This window comes from Aliiroseovarius zhejiangensis (genome assembly GCF_014656375.1).
In the GTDB taxonomy this organism is placed as follows: Bacteria; Pseudomonadota; Alphaproteobacteria; order Rhodobacterales; family Rhodobacteraceae; genus Aliiroseovarius; species Aliiroseovarius zhejiangensis.
Window position 1 is genome coordinate 615349 of the sequence record NZ_BNCH01000001.1, and the last position, 25973, is coordinate 641321.

General features: G+C 57.9%; 29 protein-coding genes and 1 tRNA gene. 22 read left to right on the forward strand and 8 right to left on the reverse strand.

Annotation, left to right across the window (positions count from 1 at the left end):
* Positions 1–3: 3 nt before the first annotated feature.
* The 3 genes from IE188_RS03155 to IE188_RS03165 form a co-directional block, all read right to left on the reverse strand.
* Complete coding sequence (locus IE188_RS03155) at positions 4–810, reverse strand: hypothetical protein (protein WP_191285004.1); 807 nt, start codon at positions 808–810, stop codon at positions 4–6.
* 99 nt (positions 811–909) lie between these two features.
* Entirely contained in the window at positions 910–2295 is a 1386-nt protein-coding gene (locus IE188_RS03160; protein ID WP_191285005.1) for a TolC family outer membrane protein, read from the reverse strand.
* Between the two features lie 77 nt (positions 2296–2372).
* Positions 2373–3026: a protein-L-isoaspartate O-methyltransferase family protein gene (locus IE188_RS03165; protein ID WP_191285006.1), complete on the reverse strand. Its 654-nt coding sequence runs from the start codon at positions 3024–3026 to the stop codon at positions 2373–2375.
* Positions 3027–3221: 195 nt separating this feature from the next.
* On the opposite strand from IE188_RS03165, the gene IE188_RS03170 reads away from it, so the two are divergent.
* Positions 3222–3295 (forward strand) — tRNA-Cys (locus tag IE188_RS03170).
* Between the two features lie 62 nt (positions 3296–3357).
* Here the strand turns inward: IE188_RS03170 and IE188_RS03175 are convergent.
* Positions 3358–4434 carry a tyrosine-type recombinase/integrase gene (locus tag IE188_RS03175; protein ID WP_191285007.1) on the reverse strand — a complete coding sequence of 359 codons (1077 nt, stop codon included), beginning with the start codon at positions 4432–4434 and terminating at the stop codon, positions 3358–3360.
* Positions 4435–4905: 471 nt separating this feature from the next.
* Between IE188_RS03175 and IE188_RS03180 the strand changes: the two genes are divergently transcribed.
* Positions 4906–5211: a hypothetical protein gene (locus IE188_RS03180; RefSeq protein ID WP_050673817.1), complete on the forward strand. Its 306-nt coding sequence runs from the start codon at positions 4906–4908 to the stop codon at positions 5209–5211.
* 2 nt (positions 5212–5213) lie between these two features.
* On the opposite strand, the gene IE188_RS03185 is transcribed toward IE188_RS03180, so the two are convergent.
* Positions 5214–5855 (reverse strand): hypothetical protein, encoded by a 642-nt coding sequence (locus IE188_RS03185; protein ID WP_191285008.1) that lies wholly within the window; start codon positions 5853–5855, stop codon positions 5214–5216.
* 158 nt (positions 5856–6013) lie between these two features.
* Here IE188_RS03185 and IE188_RS03190 point away from each other — a divergent pair, with 158 nt between their 5' ends.
* Together IE188_RS03190 and IE188_RS03195 are read left to right on the forward strand one after the other, a co-directional pair.
* Entirely contained in the window at positions 6014–6226 is a 213-nt protein-coding gene (locus IE188_RS03190; protein WP_191285009.1) for a helix-turn-helix domain-containing protein, read from the forward strand.
* Positions 6227–6228: 2 nt separating this feature from the next.
* Positions 6229–6429: a hypothetical protein gene (locus IE188_RS03195; RefSeq protein WP_191285010.1), complete on the forward strand. Its 201-nt coding sequence runs from the start codon at positions 6229–6231 to the stop codon at positions 6427–6429.
* A 60-nt stretch (positions 6430–6489) separates the two neighbouring features.
* On the opposite strand, the gene IE188_RS03200 is transcribed toward IE188_RS03195, so the two are convergent.
* Both IE188_RS03200 and IE188_RS03205 read right to left on the reverse strand, forming a co-directional pair.
* Positions 6490–7905 carry a DUF4365 domain-containing protein gene (locus IE188_RS03200; protein WP_191285011.1) on the reverse strand — a complete coding sequence of 472 codons (1416 nt, stop codon included), beginning with the start codon at positions 7903–7905 and terminating at the stop codon, positions 6490–6492.
* A 200-nt stretch (positions 7906–8105) separates the two neighbouring features.
* Positions 8106–8393: a hypothetical protein gene (locus IE188_RS03205; protein ID WP_191285012.1), complete on the reverse strand. Its 288-nt coding sequence runs from the start codon at positions 8391–8393 to the stop codon at positions 8106–8108.
* A 163-nt stretch (positions 8394–8556) separates the two neighbouring features.
* On the opposite strand from IE188_RS03205, the gene IE188_RS03210 reads away from it, so the two are divergent.
* From IE188_RS03210 to IE188_RS03290, 17 genes are all read left to right on the forward strand, one after another.
* Positions 8557–8883, forward strand: a complete 327-nt coding sequence (locus IE188_RS03210) for a hypothetical protein (RefSeq protein ID WP_191285013.1) — start codon at positions 8557–8559, stop codon at positions 8881–8883.
* 64 nt (positions 8884–8947) lie between these two features.
* Positions 8948–9526 (forward strand): lytic transglycosylase domain-containing protein, encoded by a 579-nt coding sequence (locus IE188_RS03215; RefSeq protein WP_191285307.1) that lies wholly within the window; start codon positions 8948–8950, stop codon positions 9524–9526.
* On the forward strand, positions 9526–9816 hold the full coding sequence (locus IE188_RS03220; RefSeq protein WP_191285014.1) for a TrbC/VirB2 family protein: 291 nt from the start codon (positions 9526–9528) through the stop codon (positions 9814–9816). The genes IE188_RS03215 and IE188_RS03220 overlap by 1 nt, the downstream gene beginning before the upstream one ends.
* A 7-nt stretch (positions 9817–9823) precedes the next feature.
* Complete coding sequence (locus IE188_RS03225; protein ID WP_024096577.1) at positions 9824–10102, forward strand: type IV secretion system protein VirB3; 279 nt, start codon at positions 9824–9826, stop codon at positions 10100–10102.
* Positions 10092–12458, forward strand: coding sequence for a VirB4 family type IV secretion/conjugal transfer ATPase (locus IE188_RS03230; protein ID WP_191285015.1), 2367 nt, complete (start codon positions 10092–10094; stop codon positions 12456–12458). The genes IE188_RS03225 and IE188_RS03230 overlap by 11 nt, the downstream gene beginning before the upstream one ends.
* Before the next feature lie 143 nt (positions 12459–12601).
* Entirely contained in the window at positions 12602–13750 is a 1149-nt protein-coding gene (locus IE188_RS03235) for a lytic transglycosylase domain-containing protein (RefSeq protein ID WP_191285016.1), read from the forward strand.
* Positions 13747–14526, forward strand: coding sequence for a type IV secretion system protein (locus tag IE188_RS03240; RefSeq protein WP_191285017.1), 780 nt, complete (start codon positions 13747–13749; stop codon positions 14524–14526). The genes IE188_RS03235 and IE188_RS03240 overlap by 4 nt, the downstream gene beginning before the upstream one ends.
* Positions 14527–14530: 4 nt before the next feature.
* Positions 14531–15181 (forward strand): virB8 family protein, encoded by a 651-nt coding sequence (locus IE188_RS03245; RefSeq protein WP_191285018.1) that lies wholly within the window; start codon positions 14531–14533, stop codon positions 15179–15181.
* A 3-nt stretch (positions 15182–15184) separates the two neighbouring features.
* Positions 15185–15880: a TrbG/VirB9 family P-type conjugative transfer protein gene (locus IE188_RS03250; protein WP_191285019.1), complete on the forward strand. Its 696-nt coding sequence runs from the start codon at positions 15185–15187 to the stop codon at positions 15878–15880.
* Entirely contained in the window at positions 15873–17186 is a 1314-nt protein-coding gene (locus tag IE188_RS03255) for a TrbI/VirB10 family protein (RefSeq protein ID WP_191285020.1), read from the forward strand. Before IE188_RS03250 ends, IE188_RS03255 begins: the two co-directional genes overlap by 8 nt.
* Positions 17187–17188: 2 nt before the next feature.
* Positions 17189–18184 carry an ATPase, T2SS/T4P/T4SS family gene (locus tag IE188_RS03260; RefSeq protein ID WP_191285021.1) on the forward strand — a complete coding sequence of 332 codons (996 nt, stop codon included), beginning with the start codon at positions 17189–17191 and terminating at the stop codon, positions 18182–18184.
* A complete protein-coding gene (locus IE188_RS03265) occupies positions 18177–18353 on the forward strand; it encodes a DUF4177 domain-containing protein (RefSeq protein ID WP_191285022.1) in 177 nt (58 codons plus the stop codon). The genes IE188_RS03260 and IE188_RS03265 overlap by 8 nt, the downstream gene beginning before the upstream one ends.
* 20 nt (positions 18354–18373) lie before the next feature.
* Positions 18374–19372 carry a type IV secretion system protein gene (locus IE188_RS03270; RefSeq protein ID WP_191285023.1) on the forward strand — a complete coding sequence of 333 codons (999 nt, stop codon included), beginning with the start codon at positions 18374–18376 and terminating at the stop codon, positions 19370–19372.
* A 198-nt stretch (positions 19373–19570) separates the two neighbouring features.
* The gene (locus tag IE188_RS03275) at positions 19571–20488 is read left to right on the forward strand and encodes a DMT family transporter (RefSeq protein ID WP_114963512.1); all 918 of its coding nucleotides are present in this window, start codon (positions 19571–19573) and stop codon (positions 20486–20488) included.
* 185 nt (positions 20489–20673) lie between these two features.
* Positions 20674–21357 carry a UPF0149 family protein gene (locus IE188_RS03280; RefSeq protein ID WP_073061664.1) on the forward strand — a complete coding sequence of 228 codons (684 nt, stop codon included), beginning with the start codon at positions 20674–20676 and terminating at the stop codon, positions 21355–21357.
* 264 nt (positions 21358–21621) lie between these two features.
* Positions 21622–22149: a hypothetical protein gene (locus IE188_RS03285; RefSeq protein WP_114963510.1), complete on the forward strand. Its 528-nt coding sequence runs from the start codon at positions 21622–21624 to the stop codon at positions 22147–22149.
* Between the two features lie 58 nt (positions 22150–22207).
* The gene (locus tag IE188_RS03290; RefSeq protein WP_162804693.1) at positions 22208–22972 is read left to right on the forward strand and encodes a hypothetical protein; all 765 of its coding nucleotides are present in this window, start codon (positions 22208–22210) and stop codon (positions 22970–22972) included.
* Positions 22973–23348: 376 nt separating this feature from the next.
* Here IE188_RS03290 and IE188_RS03295 read toward each other — a convergent pair whose 3' ends face one another.
* On the reverse strand, positions 23349–24113 hold the full coding sequence (locus IE188_RS03295; RefSeq protein WP_095587535.1) for a DeoR/GlpR family DNA-binding transcription regulator: 765 nt from the start codon (positions 24111–24113) through the stop codon (positions 23349–23351).
* Positions 24114–24371: 258 nt separating this feature from the next.
* Between IE188_RS03295 and glpD the strand changes: the two genes are divergently transcribed.
* Positions 24372–25970: a glycerol-3-phosphate dehydrogenase gene (gene glpD, locus IE188_RS03300; protein ID WP_095587536.1), complete on the forward strand. Its 1599-nt coding sequence runs from the start codon at positions 24372–24374 to the stop codon at positions 25968–25970.
* Positions 25971–25973 lie beyond the last annotated feature (3 nt).

Below are 25973 nucleotides of genomic sequence, written 5' to 3' on the forward strand. Positions count from 1 at the left end.
CGCCTATTCCAGCCCCTTCAGGGTCAGGGCGCGTTCGATTTCACGCCGGACGAAGCGGCGGATGGATTGGGTGATCTTCTCGCCCACTTCTCCTTGCAACTCTTCGCGCACCAATCGGGCCACCATGGCCTGCACCACCTCTTCATCAATGATGTCAGTGTCGTCGGCGACAATCTCGACAGCGCGCGCAGGCGCAGGGACAGGTTCAGATCGATCTGGCAAAACCTCCGGGGCGCTGGCGTTGGGGGTGGGCGTATCGTCCACCGGATCGGTCACGGCGATGAACGGGGCTTCCCCCGCGTCCTTGCCCGCATCGTCAGACCAGCCATCAGCGCGGCTGTCGCCCACGATGGACCCGTCTTCGTCTTCCGCGTTCAGCCGAGCGGCGTGAAACATCAGAACGTCGGTCTGGGCGGTTTCATCCCCGCCATCGGCTTCCCATTCGTCGTTCTGAGGGCTGCGGCTCGCAATAGGATGATGGTCCGCATCTGCGTCCCGCGCCGGATCATACCCACGATGCGAGAAAACCGGAACCGAGGACGTGGCGTCCGTCTGGTCCGCAGGCTTATCCGCCGTGGCGCTTGGGAGGGTGCCGCCCGCTGAGGCGGCGTTCCGCCCTGCATTGGGCTTGGTCTGTGGGGTCGCGGGTTTCGTGACTTCGGAATCATGAACCCGAAACGCCGGAGTCAGAACCAGCTTTTCCGCTTTTCCCGCATTTTCTCGGCCATCTGATGCCTTGCTTTCAGAAATCAGTCGGCGAATCGAGGAAAGGACATCCTCAATCTCGGCATTTGAAACCGGGTCAGACATGCGAAAACACCTGCATTTTGTACCACGGGCCGGTCCATCCGGCCTTCGTTACAGGAACATTACCCAATGCAGCACGTTCGCACAACTGAACGAACTGTTTCAATTTTTGCCAAGAGCTTCCAGCAGGCTGTCCAGTCGCTTGCCCTGCGGGCTGACACGATGGACCGGAGCGGACTTCACAGTGTTGAAATAGGCCTCGGGATCATAGGTCACGACCCCCAGTTTCAGATGTTCCGCCGTCAAAAGCCCCATCGCAGACAACAGCGAATACGCAGCAAGATACTGGTTGGACTGGGCCGTGATCCGGCTGGCTTCGGCGTTCAGAAGCTCTTGTTCTGCGTTCAGCACGTCAAGCGTGGTGCGTGAGCCCAGTTGCGCCTCTTCCCGCGCGCCGCGCAACGCCACACGGCTGGCGCGGATCTGACGTTCGGTCGCCTCAAGCGAGGCCGCGGCGATGGCAAGCTGCGCCCAGGCATTCGCGACCCCCTGATCCACCGCCAGACGCGCCTGATGCAACCCGGCCCGCGCCGCTTCGGCATTGGCCACGGCCTTGCGGTGTTCCGCAGACAGTTTTCCGCCGGAATACACAGTGCCGCGCAAAGCCACGCCAACGCTGTTTGAGACGAAATCGGTCCCGCCGACATCTTGCCACTTGGTTTCCGCACTGCCGACCAGCGCTGGCTTCATCGCCGCCATGGAAATCTCGATGGCAAGATCTGCGGCGGCAACATTGTGTTGGGCTGCCAGAATATCAGGATGGCGCTGACGGGCGATGCCCTTCGCGGCCTCAAGCGTGTTGGCCGTCATCGGCAAGGCGGGCGGCGCGGACAACGTGCCCGGCAAATCACCGGTCGCCGCGCGGTACTCTTCACGCGCAATGGCAAGATTGCCCTGCGCCGAAGCCTCGTTCGCACGAGCGGCCGCCAGACGCGCCTGAGCAAGGGCAACATCCGTCTGCGTCACTTCCCCGACTTCGAACCGGTCATTTGCCGCGCGCAGTTCCTGTGTCAGAACCCGCACCGAATTGCCTTGAAGCTGGACGTTTTCGACCGCCGAGCGCACGTCGACATAGGCCTTGACCGCCCGCAACAGCACCTGTTGTTCGACACTGATCAACCCATCACGCGTGGCCAGCACGATTTCTTTCTGAGCCGCAACCGCCGCCTTGCCGCGCCCGAAGTTGTAGATCAGAAATTCAGCCGTCAGCGACGCCGTCGTCGCCCAGGCCGAATTGCCGGAAATGCTGGTGTTGGGATCTGTCCAGCCATGGGAAATGGCATAGTTCAGCGTCGGCCGCAGCGCCGCCTGTGCGATTGCCACGTCCTCGTCAGCGGCCCTCAGCAGAGCCTGGTTCTGTTCCAGCAGTCCACTGTGCTTGTAGGCCGATGCCATCGCGTCGGACAGTGTTTCCGCCACAGCCACAGAGGCCAGTGGAGCCTGTGCAACCGTCAGGCCGATCGCCAGCAAAAGACGTGCACTTCTCATTCCAATCCGACCGACCATTCTGCAACCTCGTCAAATTCTGCCAATGGGCCAGACGCGCCGGCCCATCCATTGTCTTTTCAAAGCACGAACTCGCGGGCTTTCTGGAACCCGTCAAGCAAAGGGGCACCGGCGCTGAACCCGTGGCGCCAGACGACATTGCCGTCGATCTTGTACCCCACCTTGACCGTGCCCAGCATGCCTTCGGCAAAGATGCAGCAGATCCGGCCACCATCCTTCAGCTGATCGGTCAGCTGTGTTGGCACGACCTCGACCGCCCCCTGGATCAGGATCACGTCATAGGGTCCGTTCTTTGCATTTCCATCTGCCAGCGGCCCGACAACCACCGCGACATTGTCGGCGCCATGCTCGGACAGGTTCGCCTGCGCTTCGGCCGCCATTGTTTCGTCTTCTTCGACCGCAACAACGAAATCGGCAAGGCGTGCCACGACCGCCGAACTGTATCCAAGCCCACACCCCAGATCGAGCACCAACTCGTCAGGCTGGATGTCCACGGCATCAAGCATTTTTGCCAGGGTGCGCGGCTCCAACACAACGCGGCCGCCTTCCAATGCGATGTTTTCCCCGACATAGGCCGCTTCGCGCTTGGCATCGGGCACATAATCTTCACGTGGGACAGAAAGCATCGCGTCGATGATCGGGAACTTGGTCACATCCGAGGGGCGCACCTGCGTGTCCACCATCATCGTGCGGCGCATGGCAAAATCAGTCATGTCTGGCCTATCTTTACTTGGACGTCTGGTTTCTCTTGCCATAGATAAACAGACGCGGCAATCCCGCACCGCATGTAATGGATAAAGCGTCGCAATCACGACAGGGTGCATTATCCAAAGGTTTTGCACCAGCGCAGCTGTTCCGGGCTGGACATGCCCCCGGAATAGGCGCTAGAGAAGCCCAACACCACGGATGGCGAGTTGGCGGAGTGGTGACGCAGCGGATTGCAAATCCGTGTACACCGGTTCGATTCCGGTACTCGCCTCCATTTAAAAACAATCACTTACATCACTCCTTGCCGTGTTTGAGACCCTACGTTTACAGGGGCGTTTACATTTTTGTGTCTTGAGACAGTGATTTTGCTCGATTGAGCTTGCGCAAAACTGCATCGCTTTCGTCCGGGCTAACCTGCGCATAATGCTCGATAACCTGCGCCGCGTAGCGAACGGACCACCCCATCAGCACTGCGATCTGGCGCAATGAAAGATCAGCATTCAATAATCTTGTCGCCGCCGTGCCGCGAGTATCGGACAGCGTCTTCTCTCGTCCATCGATCCATGGCGGGATCTGTGCTTCGCGCCGCCACTTGGTGATCTGGTTCGATGCCCAACGGGCCGTCAAAGGCCTGCCAAGCTCCGACACCAGCAGCATTTCTTGTTCCTCCGGTGTCTCTGCGATCAGTTTCACAAGGGCTGATGTGGCAGGGATATATGCGATCTGGCCGCGCTTGCTGGTCCTGAAACGAAGGCGCTTGCCGTGCGGCGTGTCTTCGAATTGGTCCATCTTGACCTGAACCAGATCAGATGCCCGCAAACCAGTTTCGCATCCTGCAGTCAGGATCCTCTGCACCCATTTCGGCGCAAATTTGTTGAACTGCGCGATGTCGCCACTCGTCCAGATGATTTCTGTGCGGTTCGATTGGTAGAGCTTTTTGAGCTTGTGGCAGTGGCGCTCTTTCAGCTTCCCCTCTTCCACCGCCCAATTCAGAACGCGTGTCGCATGGGTGCCCGCCATGTCGTGCTGCTTCGGCGAATGCAGCCACTTCTTGCGCCAATTGTTGACCTCACCTCGCGAGGCGCGCTCTTCGAACATTGCGACGGGATCTGCCCCAAATTCCTCGCGAAACAGTTCCAGCCACTTGCGGATATCGGCCTTTGAACGCTCTGCCTTGGGCAAGGACGCACTGGATAGAAAATCGTCGACCAAGTGAGTCGTCAGATATTCAGCCGGGCTCACGGGCGTACCGCACTGTGAAAACGCATGGAAGAATTCGGGGTCTTTGGGATTCGGTTCCGTCCCTTCCCAAAATTTGGGGCCACCCCGCCAGGCATAGAAATGGTAGCGAACACCGGACACAACCTTGCGCCGGACACGGTGGACGCCCTTGGGAAGGTTACTTCTGGGCACGGCGCACTCTCCGCTGTGCAACGAGGCTCGGTTCGGAAGTGGCTTCGCGTTCTGTCGCGTTGATGCCCTGAACAGCATCCAATCGCGCGCGAATGAGTTTCGGGTCATACCACCCACGCCGCCCGGGCACCGGAGCGATGCCAGTCCTACGGCAGAAATCATAGAAGGACGCGCTCGGCTCACTGTAGCCGAAGAGAAGCGCAAGCTCTGGGGTCGGAATCAGCTGAATATGGCTTGGGCTCATTTTTCCGCACTCTCACCCACGGCTTCTTGCCGCGACATGGCTGCCCGCAAACAAGACACCACCTGAGCGCCTTGTGAGCGCAAGTTCCGCACAGCCTCCTCTTCGAGCCAAGCTTTCACGTCCGCTGGAAGGTTAAGTTTGAACTGGGTTGTCTTCATATTTACACCTCAACAAAGGGACATAAAATGTCCATATCATTGAGGACAAATATTGTCCATCATGGAATCATGAAAGAAGAAGCCTTGGTCCAATTCAAACTCTTGCTTCCTGCCGCGCTCAAGAAGCGTCTGGAAACGCATGCAACACTGAACCGGCGCAGCCTGTCTCAGGAAATCGTCGTCGCCCTTGAGGAGAAGTACCCGGCTGCAGAACCGGACGCGACGTCGGATCCAGCAGCCCGGATGCTCTTCTGGCTTGCCAAACGTATCCGTCGAAGAAACCCGAAGCCCGGAACTCCCCGAGATAAGCAAGCCGCCCTATATGAGCGCATTGCGGGCGATATCGCGGAACGCATGAAAGACATCGGCGAATAGCCCTAGTAGGCCACCCACTCATATCCATGGTTGCCTTCGTGATCTTCCCATTCCACGCCAACTCCTCGTCGCCAATTCGATGATGAACAGCGCCGTGACGGCAGAACCCACTGCGGGGCATCTACAGGTGTCGTGCGTTGCCAGCCGAATTCGCCCTGCGTGCCGTAGGTGCCGAGGCGCATATTGTAACTCTCAGAACAATCATCGTCGCGCCCGCCTTTGCGGTGGCTGTAGTGCCGAACATCCCAGACGCGGATCGAGCGCACGAAATCGAATTCCAGACCGCTGATGTCGATATCGGCACCGCCTTCGATCACTTGTGCCAGAATGACTTGGGCGAGCGACTGACCAGCTTGATTGCTGACCTCCCAGATTTTCGGGACGGTGCTTTGCAGCGGTGCACGCTCAGAAACACCCATCGGGCAGCGCCAGATTTGCAACGGCGGCTCAATTGGCCAGGGCGTAATCCTGCGGATAAACACGGCGCGGGCATAAGCACATTCTGCGGACGCGGGCCACCCACCAGCCAGGCAAAGCAGAATGGCGCAATCGACCTGATAGGCCTTTGCCGCCTGCGGGGCCACGGTTGAAAGAAGAGCCACGACAGCTCCGGCGCTCCAATTTCTGATAAGTCTGCACCACATGTCAATAAATGCCTTATGCTTACATTACTGTATTATTGATACACTAGCGCCAACCTCAACCTTCACACCATATGCGAGCATAGAGTTTGTTACGTTCGCGTGCGTTTTGTGGAATATATTCCGTAGAGCGGCTCCTGTGATCTGGCCGAATACAGGCCATGAAATTGAGGGAACAAGTAGGGCTAAACATCCGGAATCTAAGAAATTCCAAAGGTATGAGCCAAGAACAACTAGCTTTGGCTGCAGACATGGACCGCAGCTACATCAGCGAGATCGAACTCGCCAAGAATTCAGCATCAATCGATATTCTGGAGCAGATTGCGCTTGCCCTCGATGTTGCCCCGAAGGAATTGTTTAACGAGAGGGGCTAGTTTTGCCCGAACTTGAGAGTGTTCGCACCACGGCCGAAGCCATCGGTCGCATTACGTGTATCAAGACTGGCGAAGAAATCGGTCTGCTGTATCAGTGGGATAACGGCGAGACGCAGGCAGCGTTATACGATGGCTGCCATCCTAAAACACCACTCAGCTCGGATCACTCCACTGAACCGGACCTTGGTGCAAAACAAAGCTAAAGGCCGGAAAGAGCCTGAAGTGACCGATGCTGTACGACGCACGAATGTTTGGTTCACATTTCAGCGGCGTGATGTCGCCGTAGTGCCGCAGTTAAGAATTTCTCCATTGAAAAGTGTTTGGATTGGAAAGTCGGGCAAGGGTGGTTCTTGTGCGGTCATCGCGCCAACCCCTGACATGATAGATACGACTTCGTCGTGGAATCCAAGCTGATCAGAATTCGTCTTCTGTGCCAGGTCATCAATATGGAACGACTGCTTTTCAGCATACCAGTCTTCAAGCCAAGAAATCAGTGGAGTGCAGGGATGGTCAAGGTAGCGAAGCAAAACCTGATCTTTAGGAATGCTGCCCATCATTCGGTCGAGATACTCAGTCATCTCGTTGAAATACATGATCTGTGATGCTCGCACTTGTGTTGATCCATCAATCTCTCCTCTCGCAAGGTGCTGAACGTCATAGTAATCGAGATGTTGATTAAAGCGGATTGCAAAGACGTCCGTATAAGGCCCGAACCCTTCTCTCCCCTTGCTTTCGTCGAAGGTCGCATAGGCTTCGATCTGCACAGCCGGGGTAAGGCTAAGCGTAAAGTACTGGTTGTCATGCACATCGGCATGTCCGCGCGTACGAAGAAATTCTACTAGAGCGCGACCATTGGTCGTTAATGGCGCTATGAAAGTTGGTTGTTCCATCTTCCGGTAGAGGGAGTCGTTGACGTCGTCGATATCAATCTTTGCAAGGCCGTGGTCGGTCAACAGGCGGATATACTTAACTATGAACGGGTAGATGTCGCCTCTAGAGAACGTGTATGCGATAGGCGCATCCTTCCCACGGCTAATAACCTGTTTCCGAATGCGCTGAAGCAGAACACTTGCATGAAACTGAACCTTGCTGCAAAGCCCCCAAAGCCCTCCAACGAATAGATCAAGTGCACTAATCGTCACCGCCGCTGTGCCATGACCGACCGTGATGGTTGATGCAACCATCTCATCTGTGAGCAAGGTCAAGCGGTCCGCATCGTAAACTTCTAGGGCAAACAATGTGACAAGATAATTCGCAAACGCTTTATCGAGCTTGTTTGATTTGGATATGACAATATGGGTGCTTTGAGAAGTCTGACCCTCGTCGTCGGGCACGTAGTTTGTGACGTGGTGCCAATAGACCTCGTCATCTTCCGGATGGTAAACGAACAAAAACAGGTGGATTGACAGTTGCAGCCAATATTCAAGGTCCGCAGCTCTAGCATAGAACTTGAACTGATCCGGTCGATCCCCGTTGACGTAGCTCATCCCGGATTTCACCTGCGCACCGACGATCTTACCCGTCGGAAAATCTCCAAGGCACACCTCTATCGTCCCATCGACGCCGACATCCTCTTGCAGTAAGTCCCGCCAAATTAGGTCATGATCGTTACATGCTTTTTCGACGGCAAGTAGTCCCGCCTTCTCGGCAGTCGCCGAGCTCGATCTTTTTTTCGGCAATGGTAGTCTCCCGCATGCTCTAGGGTCAGATAAATGGCGAAACTAGTACAACGCTGTCATCGGTGATAGCGGCAATTTCTTGGCAACTCATTTCAGTGAGCTGTCATTGGCGCAGTCGCCTTGAAAGGCAGTTTTTTTCGTGTTGGCGACCTTCGCCGCCAGTTTATTGAACGACAGCGTTCTCTATGTCAGGACGGGTATCAATTCATCACATCATCCAGGAATTCCAGAACGCGCGCATAGCTTCCGCTGACGTCGCGCGCTTGGTCGAAGACCTCTCGCCTCTGCTGATCTAGGCAACGAAAGTACCGCTCGACATCGGTAAAATAAGCCTCCGCATCGCGCTTCAACAGATCCGCATAGGCCTGCACGTCATCGGCATCGGTCGGCATCCACGGCGGCGCAGGCGGCAGGCAAGTGCCCGCAATCGCGGCAGAACCCCAGCTCAGAACGACCATAACCGCCCATGTTGGTTTCAAAAGCGCCATATTATCTTGGCTCAGCCACTCCGTTGCAGTAAATTTGTTTCAACGCATGAAGGGCGCAACAACTCAAATTGCACCTATTGATTGCAAGATTATAATATTGTATCGGTTCGGTAGTCCATGAGGGACTGCCGGGTCAATGCACAATTCTGCAAGGCTCGATCCTATGAATTTGATGCAAGACGCCCCCAATGTTGTCAGTGAAGACGGGCTGCGCACGTTGCTTGCCGAGGGCCATTCGGCAGATGTTGTGTGCCGGGTTACGCCCAAACGTACAGGTGCTCAGTGGTCCGGAGTTTGGACCGTGCATTGCGTCTCGCCAGATGGCGAGACGCGTCGCCTGCTCGTCACTGCACGCAACAACATGGCTGCCCGAGAGTTCAAGACAATCAATGGCTTATCCAGCTTCCTTGCTGGCCTTGGTGTTTCAATCGTCTCGATCCCGATGCTTGAAGGCAAGATCGCCTCTCACACGTTGGACGACGCGGGCTAAGCTACTTGCCGTCCTCGCAGCATTCCTTGCTGACCCTGCCTATTCTGAAGGCTTCGTGCTTTCCATGCGGGCCGATGGCCAGCTGGAGACCAAAACACCCCAATCAGGTTTTGCACAAAGCTATGTCGACGGGATTGGTGCAAACCCGCCAGAGCTGATCGTTTTTGCAGCGCCTGAGCCTGAAGCTCCGCCTCCTACACCCGCCCGCGCAGTTCCCCGCCCCGAAATCCTCGCCGCCCTTGAAAGCACCGCGCATCGATATGGCGGGCACCCGGCGTTGCGTCGCGCGGGTCTGTCGGTGACGGAATGGCAGGCACTCTTCCAAGCCAATATCGAGATCGAAAGCGCTTATCGTCCGAATGCACGCAGCTCTGCAGGTGCGATCGGCCTCGGGCAGTTAATGCCTGCGACGGCTGCACAGCTCGGCGTTGATCCGCATGACTGGCAGGCCAACCTCGATGGCTCTGCCCGTTACCTTCTGATGATGTTGGCGCAGTTCGGCACGCCCGAACTCGCACTTGCCGCCTATAACGCCGGACCAGACGCGGTCGCGCGCTATGGCGACATCCCTCCCTATCGAGAAACCCAAAATCACGTGCGCCGCGTCATGTCCGTGCGTGACCGACTGACTGGAGCCTCCTGATGCACATACAATTTCGCACGATCCTGTCGCTGGCTCTGGCCAGTCTAATGATTGCCAATCCCGCCATGGCGCAGAGCATCGACCTTTCGCCGGTGCAGAACCTGCTGCAGGGCATTGTCGACACGATTACTGGCCCCCTGGGCATTGTCATCGGCACCTTGGCCTTGATCGGTGTGTTTCTCTCCTGGCTCTTTGGCATTCTGGATTTCCGCCAAGCTCTTTGGGTGCTTGTTGCGATTGCAGGCATCGCAGCTGCACCGACCATCGTGACCGCGATCTGGGGCGCGTAAAATCGACATGGCAACGCAAACCCGCCTCTTCCTCGGTCTGATCCGGCCGCCAAAGCTCATCGGCTTGCCGATCATGTACGCCATGGTCTGGCTGTTCGGGTTTGTGTTGCTGTTTCTCTGGGTCCAGAGCTGGCCGGTGATCATCATCGCCGCTCTGGCCTATCCCGCACTGTGGAAAGCAGCCGATTGGGATCCGGCCTTTCTTGAGGTGATGGTCACTGCCCTGCAGGAAACGCCGCCCACCCCGAACCGCAAGATCCATTCGGGGGACAGCTATGCTCCGTGACCCCTCGGATGATCTTGAAACGCTGCCGGACTGGGCGCGCAAAGAGCGCCCGATGGCCAGCATGCTGCCCTATGTCAGCCTCGTGAATGGTGTGACGATCCGCACACGCGGAAATGCGCTGTTCCAGTGCATCCGCCTTGATGGCGTCAACAGCATGACCAGCGATGACGCGCATCTGGAGAAGGTCCGCGCGCTTTTCGCGGCGATCATTGCGCAGATTGGGCCAGAATACAGTTTCTACGTTCACAAAGTCTCAAAAGCGATCGAGACAGCATTGCCACCGGTGCCCAAGGAAGGGTTTGCCAGAGCGTTGGACGCCCGCTGGCAAACGGCGATGGCGCGGACAGGCCTGCGGGACAAGACGCTCACGCTCACAGTGCTGAAACGCCCTCCCCTCGGCGCGCGGCTGCGTCTGAAACGTTCAGACTCCATCGCACAGATGAAAGACCAGACAGCGAAGCAACTGCGTAAGCTCGAGGAAGTCGTCGGGTTTCTACTGTCGTCCTTTGCAGAGACGAACCCGCGCCTGCTTGGGGCTGAGAGCGGCGAACTGCTCGGGTTCCTCGGGGCGCTCAATATTGGTCAGGAACGGCCGCTGTTCGCCAAATCGCGATTTGGCGTCATTGCCGAAGATGTCGCCAACACGCGCGTCACGTTTCAGGGGCGAGGCTTTACGCTGGACGATGGAACCGCGGGCAAGCGGTTTGGTGCGAGTTTTGCAATCAAGACCTATCCAGCCAAAACCAGATGCACCATGTTCGATGAGCTGAACTTGCCTGTCGACATGGTGGTCACACATTCCTTCACGCCGATAAACAGCAACATCATGGCCAGCCGGATCAAACGCCAACAGCGCCTGATGAAGGCCAGCGATGATGGCGCGATTTCCCTCGCCGAAGAACTGGTCGACGCGCTAGATGATTTGGAATCCAAGCGTCTCAGCTTCGGCGATCATCACATGACGGTCACGGTTTTCGCCGAGACCGAAGAAAAACTGGAAGCCATCGCGGCCGAGGTGCGCAACATCGCCGCCAGTGAAGGCGTCAATCTGGTGAATGAGAGCTTCGCGGCTCGGACCCATTATTTCGCGCAGCATCCGGGCAACGGACAGATGCGCAGCCGCAAGGCCGCCATCACGAACACGAACTTTGCCGACCTCGCAGCGCTGCATCGCGGTCAATTGGGCAAACCCGGACACAAAGTCCCATGGGGCAAGCCGATCACTCTCTTCCCGACACCTGAACGATCTGGTTTCTTGTTCAACTACCATGAGGCTGGTCAGCCAGACAAAGAGCCGACCGGTGGTCATACTTTGATCCTCGGCCGTCCTGGCTCAGGCAAATCGGTGTTGTCGGCCTTCCTCATGACCCAAGCCCGTCGCTGCGACGCGCGCGTCTTCGTCTTCGACTATCGCGCTGGCATGGAAATGGCCGTGCGGGCCAATGGCGGGCGCTACAGCGCCATCAAGGCGGGTGAAGCAACCGGCCTGAACCCGCTGCGCACCGAAATCGATGGGCGCGGGCAAGCCTGGCTTTCTGATTGGCTGGCCACGTTGTTGCATCGCGCCGACAAGCCACTGAGCCCGGTTCAGATCAACCGCATCCAAGAGGTGGTGCGCCAGAACGCCGGGGCGAGCGATGCTGCCCTTCGCAACTGGCAGGATTTGGCCTCACTCTTTGTCGCTGGGGCGGATGAAGGCGATCTGTTCGAGCGGATTCAGGAATGGACCGCAAATGGTCGCTACGGTTGGATTTTCGGGCAAAGCTCTGAGGACACCTTTTCGCTCGATGGTGATGTCGTCGGGTTCGACCTGACCGGCATACTCGACAGCGAAAGCGAAAAGGAACGCATGGCGGTCCTCTCCTACCTGTTTCGGCGGGTCGAACGCGTGATCGAGGATCGCAAGCCGACGCTGATCATTATCGATGAAGCGTGGAAGGCGCTCGACAATCCGTATTTCGCAGACCGGCTGAGCAACTGGCTGGTCACAGCGCGCAAACAGAACGCGGTTGTCGTGATGATGACCCAATACGCGAGCCAGCTTGAGAAAACTCGCACTGGCAAAACGATTGTCGAGGCTGTGCCGACGCAACTTTTGCTTCCTAACATCCGCGCTTCGGCCAGCGATTACACCATGCTGGGGCTAACCGAAAAAGAGCTCAGCGTATTGCTCGGCACGGGCAGCAACTCCCGTTTGGCGCTGGTACGCGATGATCAAGGCTCGGTTGTGATCGACGCTGATCTGAGCGCCCTTGGCCCCTACCTCACGATCCTTGGCGGCATGGAAAAAGGCGAAGCGCTGGTCGGCGCGGATTATCGCCAGAACCCCGATTTTTGGAGACAGATTAATGCGTAGACTTGGCGTACTGGCCCTCACCCTTTTGACCCTGACAGCCTGTGCGGAATACCGGCCGTCAGAAGCCGAATGCTTCAACTCCTTTGCCCAGGTCAGCCGCAGTAACTGCAATTTCGAGCTGCTCGGGCCGATTGGCATTCTCAGTGACTAAGTTCCGCCTGCATATCTTTGCGGGCCTTGCCTGTTTCGCTGCGCCATTGGCCTTTGCCCAAGGCGTGCCCACATTCGATGCGGGCATGTTTCTGCAGCGCGAGCGCGTGTTGCAGCAGGGCGAACAAGATCTGGCGCTGCAGCGAGACCGGCTGACCAAAGAAGAAGGGCTCGAAGCGCTCGAGCAGGAACAACTCCAAGCGCTAGAAGACATCCTCGATGCCACGACGTTGGCCAGCGGGAACTCAGGCGCAATAGTCGCGAACTTGGAAGCTGGTTCATCACCTGAAAGCGCCGCAGACACGCTCTATGGTTCGGTCGACCCAAACCCCGGCGCAGCCCAGATGTTCGGCGATGCCTCGGGGTCGATTGAAGAGCTGATCATTCGCGCTTCTCAGGAAACGCACCATATGTCTGGCGTGCGCGCAGCTGGCCTATCGCCCAAGCAGTGGCGCTGCCTGTTGCAGGCGCTGATCTGGCAAGAAAGCCGTTTCGCCATCGGCGCGCGCTCCCCTGTCGGCGCATTCGGCCTGACCCAAATCATGCCCGGCACCGCGCAGGATCTCGGGATTTATCCGGCCTATTATGAAAATCCCTACATCCAGGTCGCTGGCGGCGCGCGCTATCTGGCCCAGATGCTGGCCATGTTTGATGGCAACATCATTCACGGGCTGGCCGCCTACAATGCCGGTCCTGGCAATGTGCAGCGCTACGGCGGCGTGCCGCCATTTGCCGAAACCCAACACTACATTCAGGTGATACCGGAGCGCTACAACCTTTACCTTGCCCGCGTCGGCGGCGTCGATGCGCTTGGCACGATTGATCCTGTCTTGCTTGCCAACTCCACGATGAGCCTGACCTCGTTCGGCGCAGGGGTCTATGGCGACTACTCCTTGGTCTCGGTGCAAGCGGCCGCGCTTCGCGTGCAGGACATCATCACCCGCATTGGTGAGACAGATGACATTCACGCGGCCATGTCGCTCAACACCTACGCGCGGGCTGAACTTGCTCGCCTGATCGCGATCCGCACACGCCTCAAGGCCGCCCATACCCGCCCGCTTAGCGCGGCAGAGCTGGCCATGGCGGCCGCGCAGGCCCGCGAACAAGACTTCATGCAATTCGATCTGGAGGCACTCCGATGACCCGCTTTCTATCCACCGTTGCCACTTGCGCGCTGTTGGTTGCTTCACCTGTGTCTGCCCAAGGTGTTCCGACTGTCGACACACGCAACATCGCCCAGGAAATTCGTCAGCTGCAGCAGATGCTGGAGGATTTCGGGATCCAGACCGACCAGCTCGACACACTTCTCGAACAACTCGATCTCGTGCAGCAGCAACTCGACACACTCAATGAGACTTACGACGCCCTGACTGGCGCGACGGATATTATCGAGATGGCCATGGGTGGTGATCTCGACGGGCTTCTCGATCAGGAATTCGGCGACCTCCTTGGCACCATTCGGCAAATCCAAAGCGGCGATTTCAGCGGCCTAATCGGCAATGCGGCCCCTCAGATGGAAGGACGCATGACGCAGGCTTTGGAAGATGCGGGCTTTGACCAAGACAGCCTTTCCGACATGGCCAACAGCGGCAATCCTGGGGCGGAGCGCATTGCCAGCCAGGCAGGCACTGGGGCTGTGATGTCGGCGGCCGCTGAAAACAGCTATGAAGAGGCCGCGCAATCCCTTGAACGGGTCGAGCAGCTGGTCTCGCTGATCCCGGACATGGAAACGCTCAAGGAAGCCGTCGATCACAACACCCGTGTCACCGCTGAGCTGGCCATCGCCATGACACGCATGTGGGAGCTCGAAGCCATTCAGACTGTCGGCGCAGGTCAATCCGGCGTGGTGGATGCCGCCACGCTGGCCGAAGAGCGCCGCTACATGGACTTCACCCTGCCAGAGCTTCGCGCGGACTGACCACATGAACAGCGAGGCCGAAATCATCGAAGAAGAGCTCGTCTACGGCGCAAGACGACGCGAGCTCATGTGGCAGAAATTGGGGCTGACAGGCATGGCGTTTGGCATGGCAGGTTGTCTCGCCGCTGCTCTTGTCGCTCTGTTCGACGTGGACCCGCCGCCCATGATCGTGCCCTTTGATAGCGAAACCGGCATGGCCCTCCCCAATGCCGTGGTTGAAGCGGTCTCACTCACGGAACGCCCCGCTATCATCGAGGCGCAGGTCTACCGCTATGTCATCGATCGAGAGACATACAATCAGCTCGACAATGATGTGCGTGTGCGGCGGGTCCTGGACCAGTCGGACAGCGCGGCAGCTGCAGGGCTGCGCGCATTATGGACCAGCGGCCACGAAGCCTATCCGCCCGACAGCTACGGCACAGATGCGCGCCTCGATGTCGAGGTTCTGTCGATCACCCATATCAGCGCCAACCGTGCCCAGGTGCGCCTACGTAAACGCCTCAGCACGCCGCGCGGCAATCAAAACGGGCTCTTCACCGCAACGCTGATGTTCGAGTTTAGGCCCGAGAATAGCCGGTCGATCGACGATGTCTGGCAGAACCCTTTCGGCTTCACCGTCACCGAATACGCGATCCGCTCGGATCGTCTGGAGTAACCCATGCGCCGCCTGTTCCTGATCCTCGCCCTCATTTTTCCGATTGCTGGCACCGCCTATGCGGAGACTCAGCCGCGCCAAGGCCCCTTTGATGCCCGTGTCCGGCTGGCTACCTATCAAGATGGGCAGGTCTACCGCATCCGCACCAGCCTGACCCACGTGACCAGCATTGAATTCGGCCAGGGCGAGACCATCCGCTCGATCATCGCGGGCGACACTGAAGGGTTTCTCCTGGACGGCGTGCCCGGCGGTCAGGCCTTTGCGATCAAACCAGTCTCGCGCGGCGCGCATACCAACATCACCGTCTACACCAACCGGCGCAGCTATTACTTCAACGTGACCGAGGCGAGCTCACCGACGTTCTATGTCATCCGTTTCACCTATCCCGATTCTGCCCCCCAGCAGTCTCGAGTTGCCGCAAGCAAACCTGCAAACCACGCCTATGGCGTCAGCGCACGGTCCGAGATCACACCGCGCGAAATCTGGGACGATGGCACCTTCACCTATTTCCGCTTTGCCGCAAACGCGCCGCTGCCAGCGATCTTTCGCTGGTCCGGTGGCAACGAGCGCAGCGTGAATGCTCTAGCCCGACCAGATGGCGTGATCCGTGTGTCAGGTGTCAGCGATCGATGGGTTCTCAGGCTTGGGGAGGACGAGATCTGCGTCCAAGAGATGAGCGAGGCAAACCAAGATGAGTGAAACAGCTGAGCTTAAGAAGCGCCTCGAAGCGCTTGAAGGAAAACCACAAAACCTAAAAGCGCGGCCATCTTTTGTCGCCATCGCCCTGGGCATTGGGGCAATCGCAGTCCTTGGTGGTCTCTTGCTGCTGTTCTCTGGCAGCTCTGAACCCGACAGCCTGGAAACCGCCTCACCGGATGAGTTCCAGGCGGCGGGACCGGGCTTTGGTGCGCTCGAGCCCACGCCTGCACCGATAGACACAACCCCACCGCCGGAGCCGCAAGCAGACAGAGAAACAGAACAGCTGCGCGCGCAAATGGCCGCTATGCGGGCCGAACTTGAAGCACTGCGCAACGCGCCAGCACCTGAAGCCCCAACTGTCGACCTCGAGGCACTGGATACCTTGGGCGCAGAAATCGACGCCCTGCGCAGCGAGGCAGAAGCAACGCAAACCGCCTTGCGCGAAGAGTTGGAAGAACGTGCGCGGCAAATCCAGCGCCTGCAGAACGATCTTGAGCTTGCACGCCTGGAAGCCCCGCGCTCGCCTGCACCAACCGGCCCGACGGCCGAGGAACTGCGCCTTCAGGAGCTGGAACGGCGGCGGCAAGCCGAACTTGAAGAGCTGCAAGCCCGTATCGCCAGCCCAATCATTGCTTTCGGCGGCTCGGGCAGCGGCAACAATGAAACCGCCACGCAGCAACGGCGGCTTGATGGTGACACAGACTTTGTCCGCAACGGCGCTGAACCTGCTGAGGTGACGCAAGCCCAGTTGATTGTGAACCCGTCAAATACGGTAGTTCAGGGCACGATGATCCAGGCGGTGCTTGAGACCGCGATCGACAGCTCGCTCGCCGGTCAGGTTCGCGCGATGGTATCGGAAGATGTCCACGCTTATGACGGCTCACAGATACTGATCCCGCGCGGGGCGCGCCTGATCGGGCGGTATCAATCCGGCCTCGACATAGCGCAACGACGCGTGACCATCGCCTGGGATCGGATCATTCTGCCCAGCAACCAGACCGTCGAAATCAGCGCCTTCGGCGGTGATGAGTTGGGGCGCTCCGGCACAACCGGTTTCGTCGACAGCCGCTTTGGCACGCGGTTCGGGTCAGCCGCACTGATATCGCTGATCGGAGCCTTGCCCGCCGTGGCAGCCCAGAACACCGAAGATGAGATCACCTCTGATGTTCTGGAAGGCATTGGCGAAGACCTGCAAGACAGCGCGCAAAGCGTGATCGGCGAATACCTCTCCGTCTCGCCCGTGATCTATGTCGATCAAGGTGCCCGTGTCACCGTGATGGTCGATCGCGATCTGGAGATTTTCTGATCATGGCGGCCAGCTATCTGCAAAGCTCAATGGACAAGATCCCCAAGGCGCGTGATCCGAAGCTGATCGAGCTTTGCATCAACCCCGACGGCACGCTGTGGGCCGAGTTTCAGGGCGATCACTTCATGCGGTCCGTCAGTCGACAGCTCTCGCAGAACGAGATCAAAGACTTGGGCAATCAGATTGCTTCCGCCGCCAACACCACGCTCAGCCGGACCAAGCCGATCGTGTCGGTCAGCATCACTTATCGCGACCGCCCCATCCGCGCGCAAGTCGTCCAGCCTCCAGCAGTTGAGGGCGATTACGCGATTTCTTTGCGGTTCTTTGCGGACCTTCCATTGGATCAGATCAAACTGTCTTATCTCTTCGGAAAAGAGCGCAGCAATGAAGGTGCAAGACGCAAGCGCAATGCCGAGCTGCGCGATGTCGTGGCCACCGGAGACATCGACGCCGCGATCAAGTTCTGCGTCACGCACAAGCTCAACATGATCGTGTCCGGCGGGACCTCGACCGGCAAGACCGTCACAGCGCGCAAGATCCTCTCCTTCGTGCCCGCCGACGAGCGTATCATCACGATCGAAGAGGCCGCGGAGCTGCGTCCAACACAGCCCAATGTCGTCACGCTGATGTCTGACCGCGACGAAGCCACGCGCAGCGCTGACGTCCTGCTGACTTCCACCCTTCGCATGCGGCCGGACCGCATCGTCCTAGGCGAAGTACGCGGCAAAGAGGCGATGACCTTCCTTGAGGCCATCAACACCGGGCATGGCGGCTCTCTCACCACGCTCCACGCTGAAACCCCTCAGCTGGCGGTCCAGCGCCTCGCCATCGCCGCCCTGAAAACCGACGTGCCTATGACCTACCAGGACATGAACGACTATATCACCCGCTCGATCGATGTGATCATCCAGGCCGGTCGCCATGAAGGCGCGCGCGGCATCACCGAATTCTACCTGCCGATTGATCCGGCCCATCCAAAGGAAACAGCCCATGTTTGAATACAAGATTGAACAGATTAACACCGCCAATACAAAGCCGCCAAAGATCGAAGCGCAGCTGACGGCTCTTGGTCAGGATGGTTGGGAGTTGGTCTCCGTCGTGCCGGATTTCGACGGCGAACACATCCTGAAGGCCTTCATGAAACGTCGCACTGGTGACAACGCCTAAAACAAAGCGAGGAAGATCCGATGGGCGTTGTCACCTGGATGGTTGAGACAACCGACAACTTTCTGGACGACGCGGCCCAAACCACTTTTGGCAACGTCGCCGGTCAGCTTGGCGGCATCGTTGCAGTCGCCTCGACGCTCGCCGTGATCGGCGTCTTCCTCAACATGGTGTTTCAGTACAAATCCATGGATGGGCGAACCGCCTTCTGGTTCGCCCTCAAGCTCATGCTGATCTCTTTATTCGCAATGAACTGGGTCCAATTCAACGCGGTGGCGAGCGCGCTGATCGATGGGCTAGACCAACTCGCGGGTGGCATGGTGGCAGGGCTTGGCGGTGGCGGTGCCGGTGCATCCTACTTTGCCGGGGCCTTCGACGATCTCATCGAGGAATTTGGCGACTACCTGAACGCGGCCGGTGACAACATGCATTGGATGGCCGGAGCCCTGATCGGCGCGATAGGTGCATTCCTTTTGGGCGTCATCGGCGCGCTCTGCGGCCTAGTTCTGATCTTCGCGAAGATCATGCTGGCCTTCATGATCGGCATCGCGCCAATCATGATCGCGCTTTCGCTGTTCGACGTCAGCAAGGACTATTTCCACCGCTGGCTGTCGAGCACAGTATCCTACGCGCTCTACCCTCTCGTGATCGCGGGCGTGTTTTCCACCGTCGTCGGAATGTCGCGCTCGCTGATGACTGAACTCGGTGATCCCTCAGGCGCTAGCAACATCGGCGCGTTGGTGCCCTTCTTCATGATGATGTTCCTCGCTGGCGGCATGATCATCGCCACCCCGCTGATCGTGCGCTCTATCTCAGGCAACTTCATGATGGCCGGACCGCCAAGCATTCCGGGTCCCGGCGGGTTCGCAAAGGGCTTAATTGGCACCAAAGGGTCACGGGCGCGGGCACGGTTTGGGACCAGGTCGAACGCTGAAATTGCGGGAGCTGGGATACGGCAGGCAGGCGGTGCGACTGTTTCGATGGTTCAGAGAGTTGCTGAACGGGCGAAGCGGTTGGGGTGAGATCGGCCCTGAGCCGCCGCTGGCTGATGTGTTGAATGCTTTGCAGCAGCGTCACCAGAACGGCCATTCGCACACAACGCAGCATTCTTAGGTTAGGCAAGACCGCGCCCAGCATTCTGCGCCAATGTCGCATATGAGTAATACAAACTCTGGCTGAGAAGCTAACTTGCCTGGAGTGACCACTTCGATTGGCCCGAAATGAAATCTATCTCACCCTCCTCTTCTCATGCGGACGCCCACAAGTACGGTGTGCTCTTCGTCTTTGCGGCGGGGGTCTTGTGGTCGACCGTCGGCCTTGGCATTCGCCTGATCGAAGATGCTGTCGTGTGGCAGATTCTGCTCTATCGGTCGATCAGCATGTCGCTGTTTCTTTACGTGCTTATCCGCGTGCGGTCTGGCGAAAGCCCGTTTGTTCAGATCCGCCGTATCGGCGCCCCTGCCATCATCGCAGGGCTTTCACTGGTCGCGGCCTATTCCGGCGGCATCTACGCGATCCAGAACACCTCGGTCGCGAATGCGATGCTCTTGTTCGCGACAGCACCGTTTATGGCTGCAGTACTCGGATGGATCGTGTTGCGAGAACCCGTTCGCGCGGCAACCTGGATAGCGATCGCCGTCGCAATCGGCGGGATCGCGATCATGGTCGCCGGCAAGTCCGGCGGCGTCGCCCTGAAGGGCAGCCTTGCAGCACTTGGATCAGCCTTCGGGTTTGCCGTTTTCACCGTGGCGCTGCGATGGGGCCGCACAGGGGAGATGCTACCGGCAGTCTTCCTGTCGGGTCTCTTCGCGATCGTAATTACTTTGGCCATATGCCTCGGCCTCGGGCTCTCAATCGTATTGAGCCCCAGTGATGGCGGCATTGCGATGGGTATGGGGGTATTCCAGGTCGGCGCCGGTCTGATCCTCTACACGCTGGGCTCGCGCAGCCTCCCGGCAGCAGAGCTCGCTCTGCTGTCTCTGGCCGAAGTCCTGCTCGGCCCACTCTGGGTGTGGCTGTTTCTGGGGGAAACCGCGACCGAAAATACCCTGATCGGCGGCGCAGTTCTGCTCGCGGCGATTGCGGGCAATGCGCTGTCGGGCAAGAGAAGAAAGCCACCTCCCATTACCGCACCGTAGAATAGGAGCCAACGGCCCTTTGCAGACGTTGGCGCGACGATCTGATGCTACGTCGCGGCTTCACCACTGCGGACATTCGGGGTGCCTGCAGCAATCTTCCTGTCCGAGCTTGAAGCAGGCTTCGCGCGGATTGCGGGTTGGCGTCGCGCAGAGTAAAAAATTCCGAGCAACACCGGGAGGTATTTATGGACCAGTCCGATCAGGAACTCGAGCGTCTCAGCGCGCTGTTGCATGCGCTGCCCATCGAGAACATGCCCATGACGCTCAGTGAACTTGATGGCTATGTAGTCGGTGTTCTTGCGTGCCCGGATATGATCCCGCCCTCGGAATGGATGTCCCATGTCTGGGGAGAGACAGGTGAGGCAAATTTTCCCGATCAGAAAACCGCCGAAGCCACGGTCGGTGCGGTCATGGCTCACTACAACTCGGTTGCGGAGGCGATGACCCGCTCACCTTGGATCGAACCCATCTACGAGGTTGACCCCAACAGTGATGAGGTGATGTGGGAGCCTTGGATCGATGGCTTCACTCGCGCTATGGGGCTAAGACCGGATGCTTGGGATCGACTGCTCGCTCAGGCCGACGAAGAGACGCGGACGACGATGATCTTCTTGATGGCGCTTCAGGAAATATACACTGGCCACAGCAAGTTCACGGATGAGGAGATCGACGAAATCGACCTTGAAGCACCCAATCTGATCCCGAACTGCGTTGCGACGATACTCTATCAGTCTCGTCCCGAGCTTTCCCGCATGGAGCCCGCAAATCGTTCCGAGATGCCGTTCAACGCCGGTCCCCGGCCCGGGCGGAACGACCCATGCTCCTGTGGGTCGGGCCGCAAATACAAGCAATGTTGCGGTCGGAATTGACCGATCGCCCAAGTCTCTCACGGCCCTGAGCCGACCGCCGCCGTCAGGTGCGATGCCGTAATGCAGCTTCACCAGACCGGACATTCGTGCATGGGTGCAGCATTTTCGGAGGGTGAAGGTCGGCAAAGCGGGGCGGAGCTGCCGGTCGAAAATGGGCGACTACACTTCATGCGTCAAATGGCAATGCAGATTGCTCGGCCAACACGATGATGATACCCTGAGACCTCAATCTCTTGTTGAAAATGTGAAATTGTATCCGCCGAAATGTCACTGTTGAATACCATAATCGAGAAAGCCAGCCTTCCGAAGGTGGCGTTCGTTGTGTGCGGTCTGTGCCTGCCTTTAAAACCAGCTTATGCTTGTATGCGTCTTAACGAGCCGCTGGATATTTCGATATGTGTCGCGGGCACGTCATGGGAGCTGCGTGAAGACAAGGCGGATAGCGCCCTCTTCTACAACACAGAAGATGGTTTTGCCGGGAGCCTCGGGTTTTTTGACGGGGGCACAGATAACGGGGTGGAAAGCGAGCACGCCGCACGCCTCATGGCCCAGTCAGATGGTAAAGAATCCCAAGACTTCGCTCTTTTGAAGTCGGGGAAGGTTTCAAGCGGCAATTATGTTTATGCAGCACGTGGGTCGGTGAATGGCCGATCCAATATCTATGTGAATACGATCTCTGTGGGCCCAACGAAAACGCTGCGCATCACCACTTGGCGCATTGGCGACACGATGTCCGATAAAGATCGCGAGATGCATATTGCGTTCGGGAATCTGCTAAAGACCGGGTTGTGAGAACGGCAGAGACGGTCCTTATGTGAGCCGAACGCAACCGGCAACGAGGTGCCATACAGTGGGATTTTTTATTGGATTAGGCGCCAAGGATCATTGCGGGCATTTCAATGCGCTACATGACATGGTGGAGGCGAAACACGGAGTTACGATTCCCCGAACGCACAAGCGTGCAGAACTTCTGCATCAGGCAGAAACCGTTTTCAAAGCTCCGCTTGGCCAAGAGGTAAAGTCGTTCCTGGGTTTCCTCGCAGATATCTCTGCCAGCAACGTTTTCGAGGCACTGGTCGCTGACAAAGGGAAAATGAAGCCAACCGAGCCCTGCCAGTATCACCTTGAATTGAAGGATCTGAGCGATATCGACCCTTCGATCGAAGGGATCAGTTTCATGGAAACGCGTGATGCGCGATCATATTTTACAATACTGAAATCACATCAAGCTCATTCCCCCTGTCCAACAGCAAACTATTCGCTGCGAAGAAACAAGGCGAAGCGAGAGCTTGCCCGTAGCCCATATGGTGATATCAGCCTCATTTCCTTCGCCTTGCGTTTCTTCGGGCAAAGATTGACGAAAGAAGGCCGTGCGCTGAGTTCGGTCTCATCAAATTCTGAGGCGTTTTTTGCGGAGGCATGCCGGTGTTTTGGCGCTCCCGCTGAATTGGGCGGAGGGGTGTATTTTTTCGAATCTGATAATGCCGAGATATTGGTAAGGCCAGTCGCCGATATTGGGATTGATCTGCATGTATTCGACTTGTGCAAGCCGTCGCCCGTTTCAGATGAGCTATTAAGGCTGTTGGATGGCGGGATGGCGACGTTCAGAGCCTGACCGACCACATCCAATGTCCGACTTGGGCTGATTGTGTTGAAAAAGTCGGTGTGCAGCAAAGAAGAAGCAAATCTGCAGAACATCCTCCCGCGAAAGCTACATCGCTCAAACACAGCTTGCCCAAGGGTGACATGCGGGAACGCTGTTCCAAAATTTTGAGGCGATTTTCCGGTTGCAGAGTTTTTCAACAGAATCGGCCCATAGCCGCCCTAGTGCACCTCCTGAAAATGCTGCGGTGGCAACCCGCTTTCCTGCCATTCGCTGCATATGAGAAGCTATAGATATGCCAATGAAAAACGGAAAGCTGCGGCCGCAGCTGGCCACGTCCCGCGTTGCGGCGCCTTCCCGATTTCGGGGCGCGCTATGGCATGCGGCGTTACTGATCAGCGACGACGATCTTTGTCCGCCACGCGTCACATGACGCAGCCAAATCTCTGGGCAGCGGCCTATCCGTAAAAAATGTGTCGATATCGGCGAGCGACGCAATCCGCGCCGGGGCGCTGCGCGACAGCTTTGACTGGTCGGCTACCAGATAGGTTTTGCGGGATTGGCGCAGGATGGCCTGGCTGACGGTCACTTCCTGAATGTCGAAATCCAGCAAATCGCCCTCGACGTCGAGCGCGGAACAACCAATCACCGCCAGATCGAATTTGAATTGGCGAATGGTCTCCGTGGCCAGATTGCCGACCAGACCGCCATCGGCGCGCCGCAGCTGGCCACCTGTCACGATAATTTCGCAGTCCCTGTTGCCGGCAAGAATGTTGGCCACGTTCATATTGTTCGTGACCACCATGAGGTTTTCATGATGCATCAGTTCCTGTGCGACGGCCTCGGTTGACGTGCCGATATTGAGAAACAGCGAAATGCCGTTGGGGATCTCGGCGGCACAGGCGCGGGCCATGGCGCGTTTTTCTTCAGCTTTGAGGGCACGGCGCTCTTCATAGCCGATATTGGTCGTGCCTGACGGCAAGACCGCCCCGCCATGCACCCGTTCCAGCCGACCCGCATCGGCAAGGTCGGTCAAGTCTCGGCGAATGGTCTGCAGTGTAACGTCAAAATGCCGGGCCAGCCCTTCGACCGTCACCTTGCCTTCACGACGCGCGATCTCAAGAATTTCGGGATGGCGGAATGTTTGCGACATGATCTTCCTTTTCACCAATGTTCGTTTGTGGCCGGGTCCATGCCGGTTTGGGGTAGGAGAATCGCGAAAAACGAATGAAAAGGCAATAAAAATTCTTCTGTTTGGCGCTGTGCTGGCTGTAATCGCTCGGATTTACGCCAGATAAGCCTTTGATAAACGGGTAAAAGTGTAAAACCGAACACAAACGAAAAAATAGTTGTTGCGATATGTCGGTGATTTCGCCACAAATGTGGCACAACGCGCTTGGAGGAGAATCGCGTGGAACACCCGAACGATACGGAAATCACTGACCTGTTCATCATTGGTGGCGGCATCAATGGCTGCGGTATCGCCCGGGATGCGGCGGGCCGTGGGCTGACGGTGGCGCTGGCCGAGATGAACGACCTTGCTTCCGCCACATCTTCGGCGTCGACCAAGCTGTTTCACGGCGGGCTGCGCTATCTCGAATATTTCGAATTCCGGCTGGTGCGCGAGGCGCTGATCGAGCGTGAAACACTGTTGAAGGCGATGCCGCATATCAGCTGGCCGATGCGTTTTGTGCTTCCATATCATAAGGATATGCGTTTTGAGTCGGATACGCCAACCTCGAAACTCCTCAGCCTGTTCATGCCCTGGATGAAAGGGCGTAGGCCCGCATGGCTGATCCGGCTGGGGCTGTTCATGTATGACCATCTGGGCGGACGCAAAATCCTGCCCGGCACGGCAACGCTGGATTTGACCGGCACCACCGAGGGCGCGCCGCTGCAGGATCGCTTTGCCAAAGCCTATGAATATTCCGATTGCTGGGTCGAGGATTCGCGCCTTGTCGTGCTCAATGCCCGTGACGCCGAAGCGCGTGGTGCACATATCATGACCCGCACGCAGGTGGTCAGCGCGACCAACGAAAACGGCATCTGGCGCATCGAAACGCGCAATACCGAAAACAACCATCTGCAAACCTTTTATGCCCGGATGCTGGTAAATGCCGGTGGTCCGTGGGTTGGCGACATCATCCAGACCAAAGTGCGGCTGAACTCGCGCGAAGGTGTGCGGCTGGTGCGCGGCAGCCACATCGTGACCCGCAAACTCTACGATCACGACAAGTGCTATTTCTTTCAGGGCACCGACGGGCGGATCATCTTTTCGATCCCCTATGAGACCGATTTCACCCTGATCGGCACCACCGACGCGGAACATGCCGACCCGTCGGTCAAACCGGAATGCACGCCCGAGGAACAGGACTACCTGCTGGGCTTTGCCAACCAGTATTTCAAACAGCAACTGACCCGCGATGATGTGGTCTGGACCTATTCCGGGGTGCGTCCGCTTTATGATGACGGCGCTAGCAGCGCCACGGCGGCGACGCGGGACTATACGCTAAAGGTCGATACCAGCGCGGGCGCGCCGGTGCTCAATATTTTTGGCGGCAAGATCACAACCTACCGCCGTCTCGCGGAAAGCGCGATGGACAAAATCGGGGAGCACCTGACGCTGGCCAAGGGCAAATGGACTGCGGGCGTTCCCCTGCCTGGTGGCGATTTCCCGGTGGATGGCGTGGCGGGCCTGATGGCCGATCTGCAATCCCGTTTCCCGTTCCTGAGCGATTTCTGGGCCAGGCGGCTGGTACGCGCCTACGGCACGGAAGCCTCCGACATCCTTGGCAATGCGGAGCAAGCTTCTGATATGGGTCAGGATTTTGGCGCCACGCTGACTGAGGCCGAGATCGCTTGGCTTATGACACATGAATATGCGCGCACGGCAGAAGACGTGATCTGGCGGCGTAACAAACTGGGACTGCGTTTGAGCAAAGAGCAGGTCCAGGCACTTGACGACTGGATGGCGCAGCGCCGCCATCCATCACCCGCGGCGGCGGAATAAGGA